This window comes from Brucella sp. BE17, assembly GCF_039545455.1.
Classification (GTDB): Bacteria; Pseudomonadota; Alphaproteobacteria; order Rhizobiales; family Rhizobiaceae; genus Brucella.
On record NZ_CP154467.1, the window covers coordinates 147,906 to 163,166 of the forward strand.

Here is a 15,261-nt window from a genome sequence, read left to right on the forward strand (position 1 = left end):
CCCATGCTCGACAAAACCCTGATCGACCGTTTTGCTGCCATTGTCGGCGAAAAAAATGCCCTGACGGAGCCGCAAGATATTGCGCCTTTCATGATCGAGCAGCGCGATCTCTATCAGGGCCGCTCACCGCTGGTGTTGCGCCCGGCCAATACGCAGGAAGTCTCGGCGATCATGAAATTGGCCTGCGAGACCAAAACACCGGTCATTCCGCAAGGCGGCAATACCGGGCTTGTCGGTGGGCAGACGCCGGACGAAAGCAATACCGCCGTGGTGCTGTCGCTTGGCCGCATGAACCAGATCCGCTCGCTCGATCCGGTCGGCAATCTGGTGACGGTTGAGGCCGGTGTGATTCTGAAAAATCTGCAGGACGCGGCGGAAAAGGCCGGACGGCTATTTCCGCTGTCGCTCGGTGCCGAAGGCTCGTGCCAGATCGGCGGCAATCTCGGCTCCAATGCGGGCGGTACCGCTGTTCTCGCCTATGGTAATATGCGCGAATTGTGTCTGGGTCTTGAGGTGGTGTTGCCGAATGGTGAAATCCTGAATGATCTGCGCTATGTCAAGAAAGACAATACCGGCTATGATTTGAAAGACCTGTTTGTCGGCTCCGAAGGCACGCTTGGCGTGATCACAGCCGCTGTTTTGAAAATTTTTCCGCAGCCCAAGGGCAAGGGCGTCGCCTATGCCGGTCTGCGCAGTACGGAAGATGTGCTCAAACTTTTCCAGCTTGCAGGCGAACATGCAGGCCCGTCGCTGACCGGGTTTGAACTGATGCCGCGCATGGGGGTGGAATTTACCGTGGCCCATGTCGATGGCGTGCGCGATCCGCTGGAAAGCCCGCATGACTGGTATGTGCTGATTGATATTTCCTCGTCGCGCTCGGAAGATGATGCACGCACCACGCTTGAAACCATTTTGACCGAGGCCTTTGAAAGCGATCTCATTCAGGATGCAGCCATTGCGGAAAGTGTGGCGCAGGCGCAGATGTTCTGGAAAATGCGCGAGGAAATGTCCTGGGCGCAGAAGCCGGAAGGTGGTTCGATCAAGCACGATATTTCCGTGCCAGTGGCCAAAATTCCGGAATTCATCCACGAGGCCAATGCGGCAACGCTTGCCATGATCCCCGGTTCGCGGGTGATCTGCTTTGGCCATATTGGCGATGGCAATCTGCATTATAATGTCTCACAGCCCATTGGTGCGGACAAGGAAGAATTCCTTGCACAATGGGGCGAGCTTAATCACCGCATTCATACAATTGTTGCTTCCTATGGAGGTTCTATCTCTGCCGAGCATGGCATCGGGCGCCTGAAGCGCGATGAACTGGCCGCCTTCAAGGATGCGACAGCCATTGATCTGATGCGAAAGATTAAGAAAGCCGTCGACCCTGATGGCATCATGAACCCCGGTAAAGTGTTGTAATTGCAGCAATTGAGTCTTTTTAGAGGCGGGTCCCAGTGGCCCGCCTTTTACATTTATGAATGCGAAATTAGGAAGCCTTGCCGAATTCTTACACCTGGTTGCAATCTGGTAACCAAATGAAAAAGCAGTGAAAAGTTAACCTAACGCGTTAAGCGGCTTGGTAAGGAACTGCGCCTATTCTCAACGTCAACAAGGGCAAACATGCCCGAAAGGGAAGCCGGGAAAACCGGCTCCTGCAAAGCGATGCGACAGGGCATTGCGCCAACGAGACAAAGAGACAGAGGCGTTGAATATGATGAGCAATGGTCAGACGAAGCCAGAATGGGCCGGTGAAGAACTCAGGCTTGATCCGTTTCACCTTCCGCAGATGGTTACTTACTCTGCAGAAGATTGTGATGCGGAAGTGACCTTTACGATCAAAGAGCGCGGCGTGGTCGTGCGCCAGATTCTTCCGCAGAGCGGGTTGCCGCTTTCGCTTTCCGTGCCGGTCAAGTCGTTCATCGGCGTGACGGCAAGGGCGGTGGAAGACGAATATGGCGAAATCACTGTGACGTTGGAGCTGATGCATGACGATCCACATCTCTCCGTGCCGCTTCTGGTAGCGCATGACCTCACCGATATTGCCGCCGACTGGCGTGCATGGGCTTCCACTTTCAACCTGCCGATGATGCTGGTCGAGGAAGACGGCGTTGCCCGTCCGCTCAATGAAAGCACCGGCCCTGTTGTGACCAACGATCCGCAGCCGCGTCGTCAGGGACAGGAACCACGTCGTCGTCGCCCACGATTTCTGGCGCGCCGCAAGACGGGAACGCTGGGCCTGCGCATGGTGATCGAAGGCCGCGAGATCATTACAAAGGACTGAAGTCCCGCACGCTCAAATCTGCCAAAAAAATCACGTTTTTGTGATGACATGATCTTGTCCGATTCATGCGCTATTTATGCAACAACGCCTCGAACGGGAGAGCGGGAAAGATGAAGGACCTTTCCGGCAACTGATCTTCCAGTAATCTTCTAGATCGGGGCAAACTCATTGGCTGACCTCCAACAAAGCCACCCGGATGGGAAACCATCCGGGTTTTTTCTTGTCTCTTTATATGAGCATTATTTTTTACGTGAAAGAAACGCCATCACGGCGGCGCGTGCCTCTTCGGACGTCAGACGTTCGGCAAAATGTTTCGCTTCGCGTTCAATCCGATCCGCGACGGGCTCGGCGGGAAGCCGCATCAGTTGGCGCGCGATCTGCATGGCTTGCGGTGGCTTGGCGGCGATCTCTTCCGCCGCTTTCAAGACCTCGGTTTCAAGATCGGCGCTTTCAACGATTTTGTAGACAAGTCCTGCTTCAAGGGCTGCCTGCGCGTCGAAACCATGGCCAAGCGCCAGTAACGCAAAGGCTTTCTGATGCCCCATCAGCGGCGGCACCAGCAGGCTGGAGGCGGCTTCCGGCACAAGTCCCAGATCGACAAAGGGTGTGCGGAATAATGCATGGCTGGTCGCAAAAGTCAGGTCACAATGTAGATGAATGGTGGTGCCGATGCCAATGGCAAGACCGTCTACGCCTGAAACAATCGGCTTTTTCGCACCTGAAATGGCGGCCAGAAAATCTCGGATATCGCGCCCCATATCGCCACCCGATGCGGCGGCCATGAAATCCTGCATGTCGTTTCCGGCTGAGAAGGCCCGCGGCACACCGAAAAACACATGCACACGCACGCGATCATCGGCATCACCGTCTGTAAGTGCCTTGGCCATCGCGGCGTACATGGCGCGGGTAATGGCGTTCTTCTTGTCGGCGCGGTTGAGGCGGATGATCTGGGTAGCACCTTGGCGCTCAATCAGGATATGGTCGTTCATGGTTACGCCTCCAGCGCGGATTTTGCCGCTGCAAGACTTTGGGCACCGCTCAACACTGTGTCCTTCAGCGCAGTCACGTCCGCCAGCATGTTTTCGGCAAAGAAGCGGCACAGGCTGGCGCGACCCGCATCATCATCGGCAAGGGCCGACCGAGCGAGATAGGCACCGCCTGCAGTCAGCGACAACAACCGTTGGTAAGGCGTTGCACCGGCAAGCGCTTCCACTGTCCGCCCCTCAAGCGCTGCTTTTTGTAGCCAATCGGTAGCCTCGCGTGCATCCGCAAGGGCTTTGGCAAGCCGCTCTGCGGTTTCGCCCAGATCAGGCCGGTTGGAGGCGCTGGCTTTATCGGCATCGGCCTGCAATTCGCCGAGATAGGCCTTGATATGACGCCCCTCATCAAGCGGCAGCTTGCGCAATACGAGGTCGATGGCCTGAATGCCGTTGGTGCCTTCATAGATCGGTGTAATGCGGGCATCGCGTAAAAGCTGTGCCGCGCCAGTCTCTTCGATAAAGCCCATGCCGCCATGCACCTGCACGCCGAGAGACGCCACCTCGACACCAATATCGGTGGCAAAGCTTTTTGCAAGCGGTGTGAGCAGTTCGGCGCGATCCGACCAGAATTGCTGCTCCGCTTCCTCGACCGCATGGCTCATGTCGATGGCATGGGCGCAAGCATAGGTGATGGAGCGTGCGACCTGCGTCAGCGCCTTCATGGTCAAAAGCATGCGCTGCACATCGGGGTGTTCGATGATCGGGCTCATGGTTTCCTTTGCGCCAATCGCCCGGCCCTGCTTGCGTTCCTTCGCGTAGTGAAGCGCTTTCTGATAGGCGGCTTCAGCCACGCCCACGCCCTGAATGCCGACCAGCAGACGGGCATTGTTCATCATGGTGAACATGCAAGCAAGACCGCGATTTTCCTCACCGATCAGATAGCCGACCGCACCCGCTTGCGCGACCTTCCCAAAGCCGTCACCATAAATCATCGTGCAGGTGGGGGAGGCGTGAATGCCCATCTTGTGCTCAAGGCCAGAGCAGAACAGATCATTGCGTGCCCCAAGCGATCCATCTTCGTTGACGAGGAATTTCGGCACCAGAAACAGCGAGATACCTTTTGTGCCAGCGGGTGCATCGGGCAGGCGGGCCAGCACCAGATGCACGATATTATCGGTTAGGTCATGCTCGCCATAGGTGATGAAAATTTTCTGGCCGAAAATGCGGTAGCTACCATCGTCGCTTCGCTCAGCGCGCGCACGCAAGGCACCAAGATCAGACCCGGCCTGCGGTTCGGTGAGGTTCATCGTGCCCATCCACTCGCCGGAAATGAGTTTTGCGAGATAGATGTCTTTCAATTCTTTTGATGCGTGTTTTTCAAGTGCCTCGACCGCACCCATGGTGAGCGTCGGAGCGATTGCAAAGGCCAGCGTGCCGGAATTCCACATTTCGCTAACCGCAACCGACAGCATCATCGGCAGCCCCTGACCGCCATGATCGGTAGAGCCGGTCAGCGCATTCCAGCCGCCTTCGGTCCAATCGCGATAAAGCTCTTTCCAACCGGGAGCTGTGGTGACGACACCATCCTTCAGCGTCGAGCCGCTTTTATCGCCTGTCTCGCGCAAAGGCGCGATGCGCTCGGCGGCGAATTTTCCGGCTTCGTCAAGAATGGCTTGCAGGAGGTCGCTGGACAATTCGTGGAAACGGTTCTCTTCAAGTGCTTTTTCAAGCCCTGCGACATGGCGCAGCGTATGGGAAATCTCTGAAACAGGCGCGCGATACATTTTTCCTCCTCAAGCTCAGGCCACCCATGAAAGGCGGTTCAGCTTTTCTGATTAAAGAGCTATCGGCTTATTACGTAAACGTCAATATATTGGGTGACGTTAGGCTGAGAGCATATGTAATCAGCGCGTAACGAATATCGCTAGATTTATTCTGAATGAACGAGGTCAAAGCGTGATCTGAACGAGCAAGCGGACGTTAAAAAGAGGCATAAAAGGCACAGCACAGCATGAATCGACCAAAAGGCGAACTATAAAAGCGTCAATAATCCGTAGTTGAATGCAACTTCAAATGGACCCGGCGAAAGTGTCCTGCTATGGGGCTTCAAATTTTGCCAGCGCACTTTGAAGGCGCGGCCGATGACTGAAAGAGCATGCTTCAAATAACGCAGTCAGAGCGACGTTCTGGTGACATCAGACAGTAGCGCGCTTTAACCTGGAAGCCCGGCCTATCAGCCGGCATGTCTGAAAGCCAAGTCCCATGACGCTTGTTCCGTTTTTCCTGACGGCCAATCTCACGGTTGCCATTGTCTTCGTCCTGATCTTTACGCTGGTTTCCATGCAGGAGAAGGATTATCACGCGCCGCGCTCCTTTGCCATTGCGTCAGCCTGCGCGGCGTCTGCCGCCTTTTGCAGTTTATGGATCCCGGTTGCTTCCAACCCGCGTCTGCTTGTCCTGCTTTCTTTTGGCCTGATGTTGGCGGTCTTTCTGACGGTTGCCATCGGTTTGCAGCAGATTTATCGTCAGAAGATCGACTGGGGCCTGTATGGCGGGTTCTTTTTGGCCGCACTCATCTGTAATATGCTGATTTACGAGTTGCCGCGTACATCTCTGGTACATCGCCTGCTCTATCAGTTGCCCTTATGCTTTGTTCATCTGTTGATTATTCGGGTGGTCGTGCGCTCCGGAGCCAAGCGGCTGACGGACAAGCTGCTTATCTTACTGGCCGCTTTAGGCTTCCTGCATTATTTCGCGCGGGCTTTTTTACTTGGCTGGCCCGGTTCGGGTGTGCGTCCCGGCGACCAGATCGATAATGTCAATCTTGTGATTTCGTTGGCAAGCGGCATTTTCATGCAGGTGACACGCGGACTGTTATTGCTGCTCATCACATTTTCCTACATGATCGGGGAGGTCAGCGAGCAGTCTGAAGTCGATGAATTATCGCGGATTTACAATCGGCGCGGCTTTGATCGCCATGTTTCGCGTGTTCTGGCTCGAAAAGGCGACCGTATTCATTATTCGATCATTATGAGCGATCTCGATTTTTTCAAGCGCATCAATGATACCTATGGCCATGATGTCGGAGATCGCGTCATTGCAGCATTTGGTACATTGCTGAAAAACCAGTGCCCCAGAGCGGCGATCTTAGCGCGCATGGGCGGCGAAGAGTTCGTCATCTTCATACCTGGCATGACACTGCAAGCTGCGCATGATCTGGCGCAGACGCTACGTCAGGCCCTGTCTGAGGTCGCTTTCAAGGATGTGGCGGAAGACTGGGCACTGACTGCGAGTTTCGGCGTAGCAGAACAGCTGGATCAGCAAAGCCTTTATGAGACCATGCGCCGGGCCGACACTGCCCTTTATAGTGCCAAAAAATCCGGCCGCGACTGCGTCCATATGGCCTAAAGTGCACGATTACGTCCATGCGGTTTGAAACCACGCGAACGCATGCATGAGTCGGCCACGCTTCTGAAATAGAAAAAGGCCGGGCAAAACCCGACCTTCATAGTGCCTAAACAGTCAGTGCCGGTACATCCGTGGTCACGACTGGAGGCAAATTTTTGTGCGAGGCTTAGAGAGCCTGCAGGTTTTCAGCAGCGTTCTTGCCCGAACGACGGTCTGCAACCACTTCAAAGCTGACCTTCTGGCCTTCATTGAGGGTGGAGAGGCCCGAACGCTCGACAGCGGAAATGTGAACGAACACATCGGTGCCGCCATCATCAGGCTGAATGAAGCCGAAGCCTTTGGTAGAGTTGAAGAATTTTACTGTTCCGTTTGCCATATTGAATTCCTTTCAATCGCACGGTTGGAAGTAAGACAGGCCAAAACCTATCGCCGAATTATACGAGTTTGAAAGAAATACCGGAGACGAAATCGCGCCGCAACATTCAGAACCAAAATCGATGATGAATATGTAGCCAATATTTATGACCTTTACAAGGCACTTTAAGATCATCTGCAAAAGTTCTTTCAATGCCCTGCAAATGCGCTCCAACCTTATGATTTTTCGCGCTCCACCGCACGCCAGCCGATGTCGGAGCGATAAAAGCCTTGCGGCCAGTCGATCTTTTTCACGGCATCATAGGCCTGGGTTTGCGCTTCTGCCACTGTCGATGCAATGGCTGTCACATTGAGGACACGTCCACCGTTGGCGATCAGGTCGCCGTCCTTTTCAGCCGTGCCGGCGTGAAACACTTTTACATCCACTTCGCCATCAAGCGCTTCGAGACCACGGATGACGCTGCCCTTTTTCACATTGGCGGGATAGCCTTCTGCTGCCATCACCACGGTCAGCGCGGGCTGATCCTTCCACTCAAGTGACACCGCATCGAGCCTGCCATCAACGGCGGCATCGATAAGGTCAAGCAGATCGCTTTTGAGCCGCATCATCAGAACCTGACATTCCGGGTCGCCGAAACGGGTGTTGTATTCAATGAGTTTCGGGCCATCCTTGCCGATCATGAGGCCCAGAAACAGCACACCGGAAAAAGGTGCGCCGATTTCCGCCATTCCACGCATGGTCGGCTCGATCAGTTCGCGCATGGTGCGCTCGACAATGTCCGGTGTCATGACCGGGGCAGGGGCATAGGCACCCATGCCGCCGGTATTGGGACCGGTGTCGCCATCGCCCACGCGCTTGTGGTCCTGTGCCGAGCCGAGCGGCAGGGCGGTCTTGCCGTCGCAGATGCAGAAGAAGCTCGCTTCCTCGCCTTCCAGAAATTCCTCGACGACCACTTCCGCGCCTGCTGCGCCAAATGCGCCCTCAAAACAGGCGTCAACGGCGTCGAGCGCTTCGTCAAGCGTCATGGCAACGATCACGCCCTTGCCTGCGGCAAGTCCGTCGGCCTTCACAACGATGGGTGCGCCTTGCGCGCGGATATAGGCCTTGGCCTTGGGCGCATTGTTGAAACGGCCATAGGCGCCCGTCGGAATATTAAACCGTGCGCAAAGATCCTTGGTGAAACCTTTTGAGCCTTCAAGCTGGGCCGCCGCTTTGGACGGCCCGAAGACGCGGATGCTCTGCGCACGAAGATCATCGGCTAGGCCAGCCACCAGTGGCGCTTCGGGTCCGATGATCACGAGGTCGATGGCCTTGTCTTTCGTAAAAGCGATGACTGCAGCGTGATCGTTGACATCGAGACTGACCAGTTCGGCATGGTCTGCGATGCCCGGATTGCCCGGCGCACAATAAAGTTTTGTCAATTTGGGAGAGGCTGCAATTTTCCATGCCAATGCGTGTTCGCGTCCGCCGGAACCGATCAACAGGACTTTCATGGCCTTGCTCCCTTTATGTGAGACAGATAAGTAAGTATTGACTGACTTCGGCTGTCTATTGCCCTAGGCGTTGCGGGGCAAGACCAAAGCGCCAGATTTGGTCGCGAAAATGCCGGAGCGACGATTTTTTGCCGATGACTTGGAATGGACACACCCATGCCGCAGCCGAATACGACATCCACTATCCAGTCGCGCGATGCGCGCGGGCGGGTCAAGGACGCGCCATCCGGTCATTGGGTCTATCGTGTTCTGCCACCTTTCCTGTGGCCTTTTGCGCAGCTTGCGCGCTGGGATCGCCCCATCGGTTGGCAATTGCTGCTCTGGCCATGTCTTTGGTCGGCAGCACTCGTGGCGGGCGCTGGCGCAAAACCCGGCGACGACGTGTGGTCTGTGTTGCCGTCAATTACGCATATGGTTCTCTTCTTCATTGGTGCTGTCGCCATGCGCGGCGCTGGCTGTACCTATAATGATCTTGCCGATCAGGATATCGACGACAAGGTGGATCGCACGCGGTCGCGCCCGCTGCCTTCCGGGCAGGTCACGCGCAAACAGGCAAAACTCTTCCTCGTCCTGCAGGCGCTGATCGGGCTTGGTGTGCTATTACAGTTCAACGCTTTTTCGATTTGGCTGGGCATTGCGTCATTGATCGTGGTGGCGATCTATCCGTTCATGAAGCGCATTACCAACTGGCCGCAACTGGTCCTGGGGCTTGCCTTCTCGTGGGGCGCGCTGATGGGCTGGGCGGCAGTTGAGGCTTCACTCGATGTGGCCCCTGTGCTCCTGTATATCGGCGCGATCCTTTGGACCATCGGCTATGATACGATCTATGCGCATCAGGACAAGGAAGACGATGCGCTGGTTGGCGTACGCTCGACGGCGCGGCTGTTCGGCAGGCATACCAAAAAGGCGCTGATCGTCTGCTATGGGGGCATGATCGGCTTTTTCGCAGCCGCCTTTGCGGTGGCTGAAGTGCCAATGCCAGCGCTTGCCGGACTTTTGGCTGCGGGTGCGCATCTTTATCGGCAGATCAATGTCCTCGATATCGACAATCCAGAGCAATGCCTAAAGTTGTTCAAATCCAACAATGTCGTCGGCTGGCTGATTTTTCTGGGGCTTGTTTCTGGTAGTCTCTGGGTCGTGGTGAAGCCGTTCATGGCATAAGTTGGGCAAGCGAAAGAATGCGATCGCCATGTATAGGAATCTCGATGGACGTGCATGGCGTCTGGAAAACGTCCACCCATAGATCGTTTAGAACATTGCTAAGCGATTAGGCAGCGTGTTCCTTTACAGCAATATCATAGGCAAAGACGTCGTTGAGGAAGGATTGATCTTTTATCCTGAACTGTGTGTTTCCTGCATGTCTAAAACCCTTTGCCAGATAAAACCTGATAGCGGGGCTGTTTTGTGAATTCGTGGTAAGCCAGACCGATTTTATACCCTGATCTGAACAATGCGCGATACCGGCTTCCAGCAACTTTTTGCCGATCCCTTTTCCGTGATGTCGCGGCTGAACGTATAGCGTGCTGATTTCTGTTGTGGAACAGCCGCTTACGGGAGGAGCACTGTTTTGCGATATCCGAATAAAACCATCAATGCCTTCTTCATTGTCCGAGACGATGAAATGATCATCGGCACTGGCCAGATGCGCTTCAAACTTTGCTTTTGTAAACGTGGACAGAGCATAATCCGCAAAGAACGCATTGATCCCGCGGCGCAGATAGGTGCCGATCCACACTTCAATGGATAATGCCGCCAGACTGGCGGCATCGCAGGCGGCGGCTCTCCTTAAATGCATGAATTTGCAAACCTCACGGATAAAGCCGGTCCTTGTTCCAGTCGCCTTCGGGCGTTTCGCGGGTGAACAGCACCCGGTCATGTAGGCGAAACGGGCGGTCGTGCCAGAATTCTATGGAGGTCGGGCGAATACGGAAGCCCGACCAGTGCGCAGGGCGCGGAATTTCACCGATGGCATATTTGGCGGTGTGTTCGGCAACGGCCTTTTCCAGCGCGAAGCGGCTTTCCAGCGGGCGCGACTGTTTCGAGGCCCATGCGCCGATGCGGCTTCCACGCGGGCGCGACGCGTAATAGGCGTCGGCTTCGGCATCGCTCACCTTTTCGACCGGGCCGCGCACACGCACCTGACGGCGCAGCGACTTCCAGTGAAAGCATAGGGCAGCTTTTTGCGCAGACAGGATTTCCTGTCCCTTTTTGCTTTCATAGTTGGTGTAGAAGACAAAACCCTGTTCGTCGAAATCTTTCAGAAGCACCATACGCACATTGGGTAGCCCGTCCGGATCGACCGTTGCCACAGCGACGGCATTGGGATCGTTGATTTCGCTTTTAGTGGCGTCATCAAGCCATTGGCCGAAAAGCTGGAACGGATGGGCGGATTGCGTAAAATCGTCTGCGGAATTGGACATTTTCTTTATTTTCTATGGTGTTGCACGTGAAGGGCAGGGACGGGTGAAGCTTGGTCCAAATTACAGTCATTGTCCACCACATGCGCCATGCGACGCCAAGAATTATAAACAATTGGATACTCGATCATAAACTGTTGTGCGGGAGTATGAATTTGTTTACCCTTTCAACTCATCGCTTGTTAACTCACTGCCGCCATAATTGCTGCATCCATAACGTGTATAAAAGAGGAAGTAGCGTTGGCCGTCGAAGTCGTCCGCCGTATCCGCCCGCTTGGAACAGCCAGCCGAAGTCTTGTTTTGGCGCGAAATACAGTCGCGGGCTTGGCTATGCTTTCGCTTTTCGGTTGTGCGATGGGTGGTGCAAGCATCGACAATGCCGTGCCTGATTCCTCTGCCGTCACCGGCTCGGTGCAAAAGACGCAGACGGCTGCCACCGATACCGGCACGCTTTCCGACCAGTCGGCCATCAAGAGCGTCGTTTCAGCCCTTAATTTCACCGAATGGGGCAAGAAACCGGTGCCATGGGCAAATCCCGATACCGGAAGTCAGGGCGCGATCACGGCCATCGCCGAGCGCAAGCACAATGATCAGCTTTGTCGCGAATTTGAAACCTCCAGAGAGGCTTTTGACGGCGTGTCGATCTATCGCGGAGAAACCTGCATGCAGAATGGCGGTCAGTGGACATTGACGTCCTTTGCGCCGATCTGACAGGTTTTTGCAAAATAACGCCCTGTAACTCTGGAAGTTTTCGGCTTTGTTACGCATATTAAGCGCAACGAATCTTATATTTGGCATGACGCCATTTTCCTGAATGAGGCATTTGATGCGCGATCCCTATAGTGTGTTGGGCGTCGCCAAAACGGCGAAGCCTGACGAGATTAAATCGGCCTTTCGCAAGCTGGCCAAGAAGTACCATCCCGACCAGAACAAGGACGACCCCAAGGCAAAGGAGCGCTTTGCGGAAATCAATCAGGCTTATGAAATTGTCGGTGACAAGGACAAACGCGGCCAGTTCGACCGCGGTGAAATCGATGCAGAAGGCAAGCCCGCGTTTCAAGGCTTCGGCGGCGGCGGGCAGGGTTTTGGCGGCGATCCGTTCGGCGGTTTTCGTCAGGGCGGCGGCAATAATCATTTTGAGTTCCGCACCGGTCCCGGAGGCGCACAAAGTGGCGCCCAGCAGGGTGGCTTCGGCGGTGCCGAAGACATTCTGAACGAGTTTTTTAGCGGTTCCTTTGGAGGAGCCAGAGGCGGGGCCAGACCACGCGGTCCGTCCAAGGGGTCTGATCTGGCTGCGTCCATCGACATCACGCTTGCACAGGCCGTGGGTGCGGAAAAGGTCGAGGCTATATTTCCCAATGGCAAGCGCCTGGCGATCAAACTACCCAAATATGTCGAGGACGGTCAGACTATCCGCCTCAAGGGACAGGGTGAACCACTCGTCGGTGGCACGCCTGGTGACGCGCTGGTGACAATTCGTTTCAAGGCACATCCGCGTCTTAAGGTGGAGGCGCGCGACGTGCATGTCGATCAGCCGGTCGAGCTTGCTGATGCGGTGCTGGGTGGCAAGACAGAAGTCGAAACGCCCGACGGGCGCATCGCGCTTAAAATTCCCGCCTGGTCGAGTTCGGACAAGGTTTTGCGCCTCAAGGGCAAAGGCCTGCCGCTCAAAGCGGGCGGTCGCGGCGATCTTTATGTGCATGTGCGCATCATGCTGCCCGAAGACGGTGATGCGGAACTGGAGACTTTTCTTCAAAAGCGCGCAGAAAACTGAAATTGATTCGCATTTCACGGCCATAAGCCAGCTAAAATCGGGCCGGGTGTTGTCAGATTACGGCAGTCGCACGACAATGCCCGGCTTTTTCACCGCAATTGCTTGAAGGGAAAGCAAGCCTGTGCGATAGGGCATCGAGTTGATTATTTTTCAATGAGGACCCTTAATGACTGCACAGTCAGGTTTGTTGCAGGGCAAGCGTGGATTGATTCTAGGCGTGGCCAACAACCGCTCCATCGCCTGGGGCATTGCCAAGGCCGCCCGTCAAGCTGGCGCCGAACTCGCATTTACCTATCAGGGTGAAGCCTTGAAGAAGCGCGTCGAGCCGTTGGCCGAAGAGCTTGGAGCTTTCGTTGCCGGACATTGCGATGTCGCTGATGGTGCCAGTATCGATGCCGTTTTTGAAGCGCTTGAGAAGAAGTGGGGCAAGCTCGATTTTGTCGTGCACGCCATTGGTTTTTCCGACAAGGATGAACTGACCGGCCGCTATGTCGACACGTCGGAAGCCAATTTCCAGAACACGATGCTAATTTCGGTCTATTCGCTGACGGCGATTTCACGCCGCGCGGAAAAACTGATGAATGATGGCGGCTCGATCCTGACGCTCACCTATTATGGTGCGGAAAAGGTCATGCCGAATTACAATGTCATGGGTGTTGCCAAGGCAGCGCTTGAGGCAAGTGTTAAGTATCTGGCCGTCGATCTTGGACCGCAGAATATCCGCGTCAATGCAATTTCCGCAGGCCCCATCAAGACGCTGGCAGCGTCCGGCATTGGCGATTTCCGCTATATTCTCAAATGGAACGAATATAACGCGCCGCTACGCCGCACCGTCACCATCGACGAAGTCGGCGATGTCGGGCTTTATTTCCTCTCCGATTTGTCGCGCTCGGTGACGGGCGAGGTCCACCACGCCGACAGTGGCTATCATGTGATCGGCATGAAGGCGGTGGATGCGCCGGATATTTCAGTCGTCAAGGACTGATAGAAGACTTTCGATCCCGGACGGCCACGCCTTCCGGGATTTTTCTTGTGCCAGCCCAAAACGGTACGGCTTTTGACTTAACAGCGACAGAGAGGTGAGCCTTGGCTCGGGAAATCATCTATTTTTCGCGGCATGGTGAAACGGACTGGAACGTTTCACAGCGCATTCAGGGGCAGCTCGATATCGACATCAACGCCCATGGCCGTACCCAGGCCGACCGCAATGGCGATATGTTGAAAGAGCTGATCGGCGATGGCGCGGGTTTTGATTTTGTCGCAAGCCCGCTGCGCCGCACCCGCGAAACCATGGAGCGCATTCGCCTGCACATGGGGCTTGATCCTTATGATTTCCGCACCGATCCGCAATTGATGGAACTCAATTTCGGCGAATGGCAAGGCTTCATGATGGAAGACATTGCCAAACAGGGTGCAGAACTTGTGCAAGCGCGCCATAATGACAAGTGGAATTTTACACCGCCCGGTGCGGCTGCCGAAAGCTATATGAGCCTGTCTGAGCGCATCGGGCGCTGGGTGGAAGCGGTGGAGTGGCCGACGGTCTGTGTCACTCATGGCGGCTGCATCCGCACATTGTTTTATCTTTATGGCGATATGGATGGCCATGAAGCGGCAAATCTCTCCATCCCGCAGGACAAGATTTTGAAATTTGAACACGGCAAGCTTGAATGGGTGTGAGGGTTTTCGATTTCCGGCAGGTCGATGTGTTCACGTCCAAGCCGCTTAAGGGAAATCCACTGGCCGTGGTCATCGGCGCGGATGCGCTTTCCGACGATGAGATGGCGACCTTCGCCAACTGGACAAACCTCAGCGAAACGACGTTTCTGCTCAAACCTACCAAGGCAGAGGCCGATTACCGCGTGCGTATCTTCACGCCATCGCGCGAGTTGCCCTTTGCCGGGCACCCGACGCTTGGAAGCTGCCATGTCTGGCTTGATTCACACGGCAAAAGCGATGGAAGCAAAAGCAGTGATGGGGAGGTGGTGCAGGAGTGTGCAGCCGGTCTCATCCGCATTCGCCGGGATGGTGCGCGGCTTGCCTTTGCCGCACCGCCGCTTTTAAAGAGCGGGCCACTTGAGCCTGAGCTGGTCGAGCAGGTGCGCAACGCTTTGCATCTCGAAAGTGACGTGGTCATTGATGCGCAGTGGGTCGATAATGGACCGGGCTGGCTCGGCCTTTTGCTGAAAAGCCGTAAGGATGTTCTGACGCTTACGCCGGATTATGCGCTGCTTGCCGGGTTGCGGGTGGGCGTGGTGGCACCGTGGGATTCGTCCGAGGATGGACGGGACGCAGATTTTGAATTGCGAGCCTTCACCTCGGGTGGCTATGAGGATCCGGTGACCGGCAGTTTCAATGCCGGTGTCGCACAATGGCTAATTGGAGCCAATATCGCGCCTTCCTCTTATATCGCCAGTCAGGGTACGGTGCTTGGTCGTGCCGGACGCATCCATGTCGAAAAAATCGGCACAGATGTATGGATCGGTGGGCATGTAACGCGCTGTATTGAGGGTACTGTCAGCCTTTAAGTTTGGTCTT

Annotated in this window: 15 protein-coding genes; 9 read left to right on the forward strand and 6 right to left on the reverse strand. The window is 55.3% G+C overall.

Going from position 1 to position 15,261, the window contains the following annotated elements:
• Positions 1-3: 3 nt before the first annotated feature.
• Together AAIB41_RS00715 and AAIB41_RS00720 are read left to right on the forward strand one after the other, a co-directional pair.
• Positions 4-1,416 carry an FAD-binding oxidoreductase gene (locus AAIB41_RS00715; RefSeq protein WP_343313714.1) on the forward strand — a complete coding sequence of 471 codons (1,413 nt, stop codon included), beginning with the start codon at positions 4-6 and terminating at the stop codon, positions 1,414-1,416.
• 292 nt (positions 1,417-1,708) lie between these two features.
• Positions 1,709-2,278 carry a DUF6101 family protein gene (locus AAIB41_RS00720; protein WP_343313715.1) on the forward strand — a complete coding sequence of 190 codons (570 nt, stop codon included), beginning with the start codon at positions 1,709-1,711 and terminating at the stop codon, positions 2,276-2,278.
• 239 nt (positions 2,279-2,517) lie between these two features.
• Here AAIB41_RS00720 and AAIB41_RS00725 read toward each other — a convergent pair whose 3' ends face one another.
• Together AAIB41_RS00725 and AAIB41_RS00730 are read right to left on the reverse strand one after the other, a co-directional pair.
• Positions 2,518-3,267, reverse strand: coding sequence for a crotonase/enoyl-CoA hydratase family protein (locus AAIB41_RS00725; protein ID WP_343313717.1), 750 nt, complete (start codon positions 3,265-3,267; stop codon positions 2,518-2,520).
• Between the two features lie 2 nt (positions 3,268-3,269).
• Positions 3,270-5,042, reverse strand: a complete 1,773-nt coding sequence (locus AAIB41_RS00730) for an acyl-CoA dehydrogenase (protein WP_343313718.1) — start codon at positions 5,040-5,042, stop codon at positions 3,270-3,272.
• A 478-nt stretch (positions 5,043-5,520) separates the two neighbouring features.
• Between AAIB41_RS00730 and AAIB41_RS00735 the strand changes: the two genes are divergently transcribed.
• A complete protein-coding gene (locus AAIB41_RS00735; RefSeq protein ID WP_343313719.1) occupies positions 5,521-6,666 on the forward strand; it encodes a GGDEF domain-containing protein in 1,146 nt (381 codons plus the stop codon).
• A gap of 166 nt (positions 6,667-6,832) precedes the next feature.
• On the opposite strand, the gene AAIB41_RS00740 is transcribed toward AAIB41_RS00735, so the two are convergent.
• Together AAIB41_RS00740 and purD are read right to left on the reverse strand one after the other, a co-directional pair.
• Complete coding sequence (locus AAIB41_RS00740) at positions 6,833-7,042, reverse strand: cold-shock protein (RefSeq protein WP_343313720.1); 210 nt, start codon at positions 7,040-7,042, stop codon at positions 6,833-6,835.
• A gap of 215 nt (positions 7,043-7,257) precedes the next feature.
• A complete protein-coding gene (gene purD / locus AAIB41_RS00745; RefSeq protein WP_343313721.1) occupies positions 7,258-8,535 on the reverse strand; it encodes a phosphoribosylamine--glycine ligase in 1,278 nt (425 codons plus the stop codon).
• Positions 8,536-8,691: 156 nt separating this feature from the next.
• On the opposite strand from purD, the gene ubiA reads away from it, so the two are divergent.
• The gene (gene ubiA / locus AAIB41_RS00750) at positions 8,692-9,696 is read left to right on the forward strand and encodes a 4-hydroxybenzoate octaprenyltransferase (protein WP_343313722.1); all 1,005 of its coding nucleotides are present in this window, start codon (positions 8,692-8,694) and stop codon (positions 9,694-9,696) included.
• 106 nt (positions 9,697-9,802) lie between these two features.
• Here ubiA and AAIB41_RS00755 read toward each other — a convergent pair whose 3' ends face one another.
• Together AAIB41_RS00755 and pdxH are read right to left on the reverse strand one after the other, a co-directional pair.
• Positions 9,803-10,330: a GNAT family N-acetyltransferase gene (locus AAIB41_RS00755; protein WP_343313723.1), complete on the reverse strand. Its 528-nt coding sequence runs from the start codon at positions 10,328-10,330 to the stop codon at positions 9,803-9,805.
• 13 nt (positions 10,331-10,343) lie between these two features.
• A complete protein-coding gene (gene pdxH, locus AAIB41_RS00760) occupies positions 10,344-10,955 on the reverse strand; it encodes a pyridoxamine 5'-phosphate oxidase (protein ID WP_343313724.1) in 612 nt (203 codons plus the stop codon).
• 261 nt (positions 10,956-11,216) lie between these two features.
• On the opposite strand from pdxH, the gene AAIB41_RS00765 reads away from it, so the two are divergent.
• The 5 genes from AAIB41_RS00765 (at position 11,217) to AAIB41_RS00785 (ending at position 15,251) form a co-directional block, all read left to right on the forward strand.
• On the forward strand, positions 11,217-11,663 hold the full coding sequence (locus AAIB41_RS00765; RefSeq protein WP_343314760.1) for an RT0821/Lpp0805 family surface protein: 447 nt from the start codon (positions 11,217-11,219) through the stop codon (positions 11,661-11,663).
• A 115-nt stretch (positions 11,664-11,778) separates the two neighbouring features.
• The gene (locus AAIB41_RS00770) at positions 11,779-12,726 is read left to right on the forward strand and encodes a J domain-containing protein (protein ID WP_343313725.1); all 948 of its coding nucleotides are present in this window, start codon (positions 11,779-11,781) and stop codon (positions 12,724-12,726) included.
• A 166-nt stretch (positions 12,727-12,892) separates the two neighbouring features.
• Positions 12,893-13,711, forward strand: coding sequence for an enoyl-ACP reductase FabI (fabI, locus tag AAIB41_RS00775; protein ID WP_343313726.1), 819 nt, complete (start codon positions 12,893-12,895; stop codon positions 13,709-13,711).
• 101 nt (positions 13,712-13,812) lie between these two features.
• Positions 13,813-14,403 (forward strand): histidine phosphatase family protein, encoded by a 591-nt coding sequence (locus AAIB41_RS00780; protein ID WP_343313727.1) that lies wholly within the window; start codon positions 13,813-13,815, stop codon positions 14,401-14,403.
• Complete coding sequence (locus AAIB41_RS00785; protein WP_343313728.1) at positions 14,394-15,251, forward strand: PhzF family phenazine biosynthesis protein; 858 nt, start codon at positions 14,394-14,396, stop codon at positions 15,249-15,251. The genes AAIB41_RS00780 and AAIB41_RS00785 overlap by 10 nt, the downstream gene beginning before the upstream one ends.
• Positions 15,252-15,261: the final 10 nt, after the last annotated feature.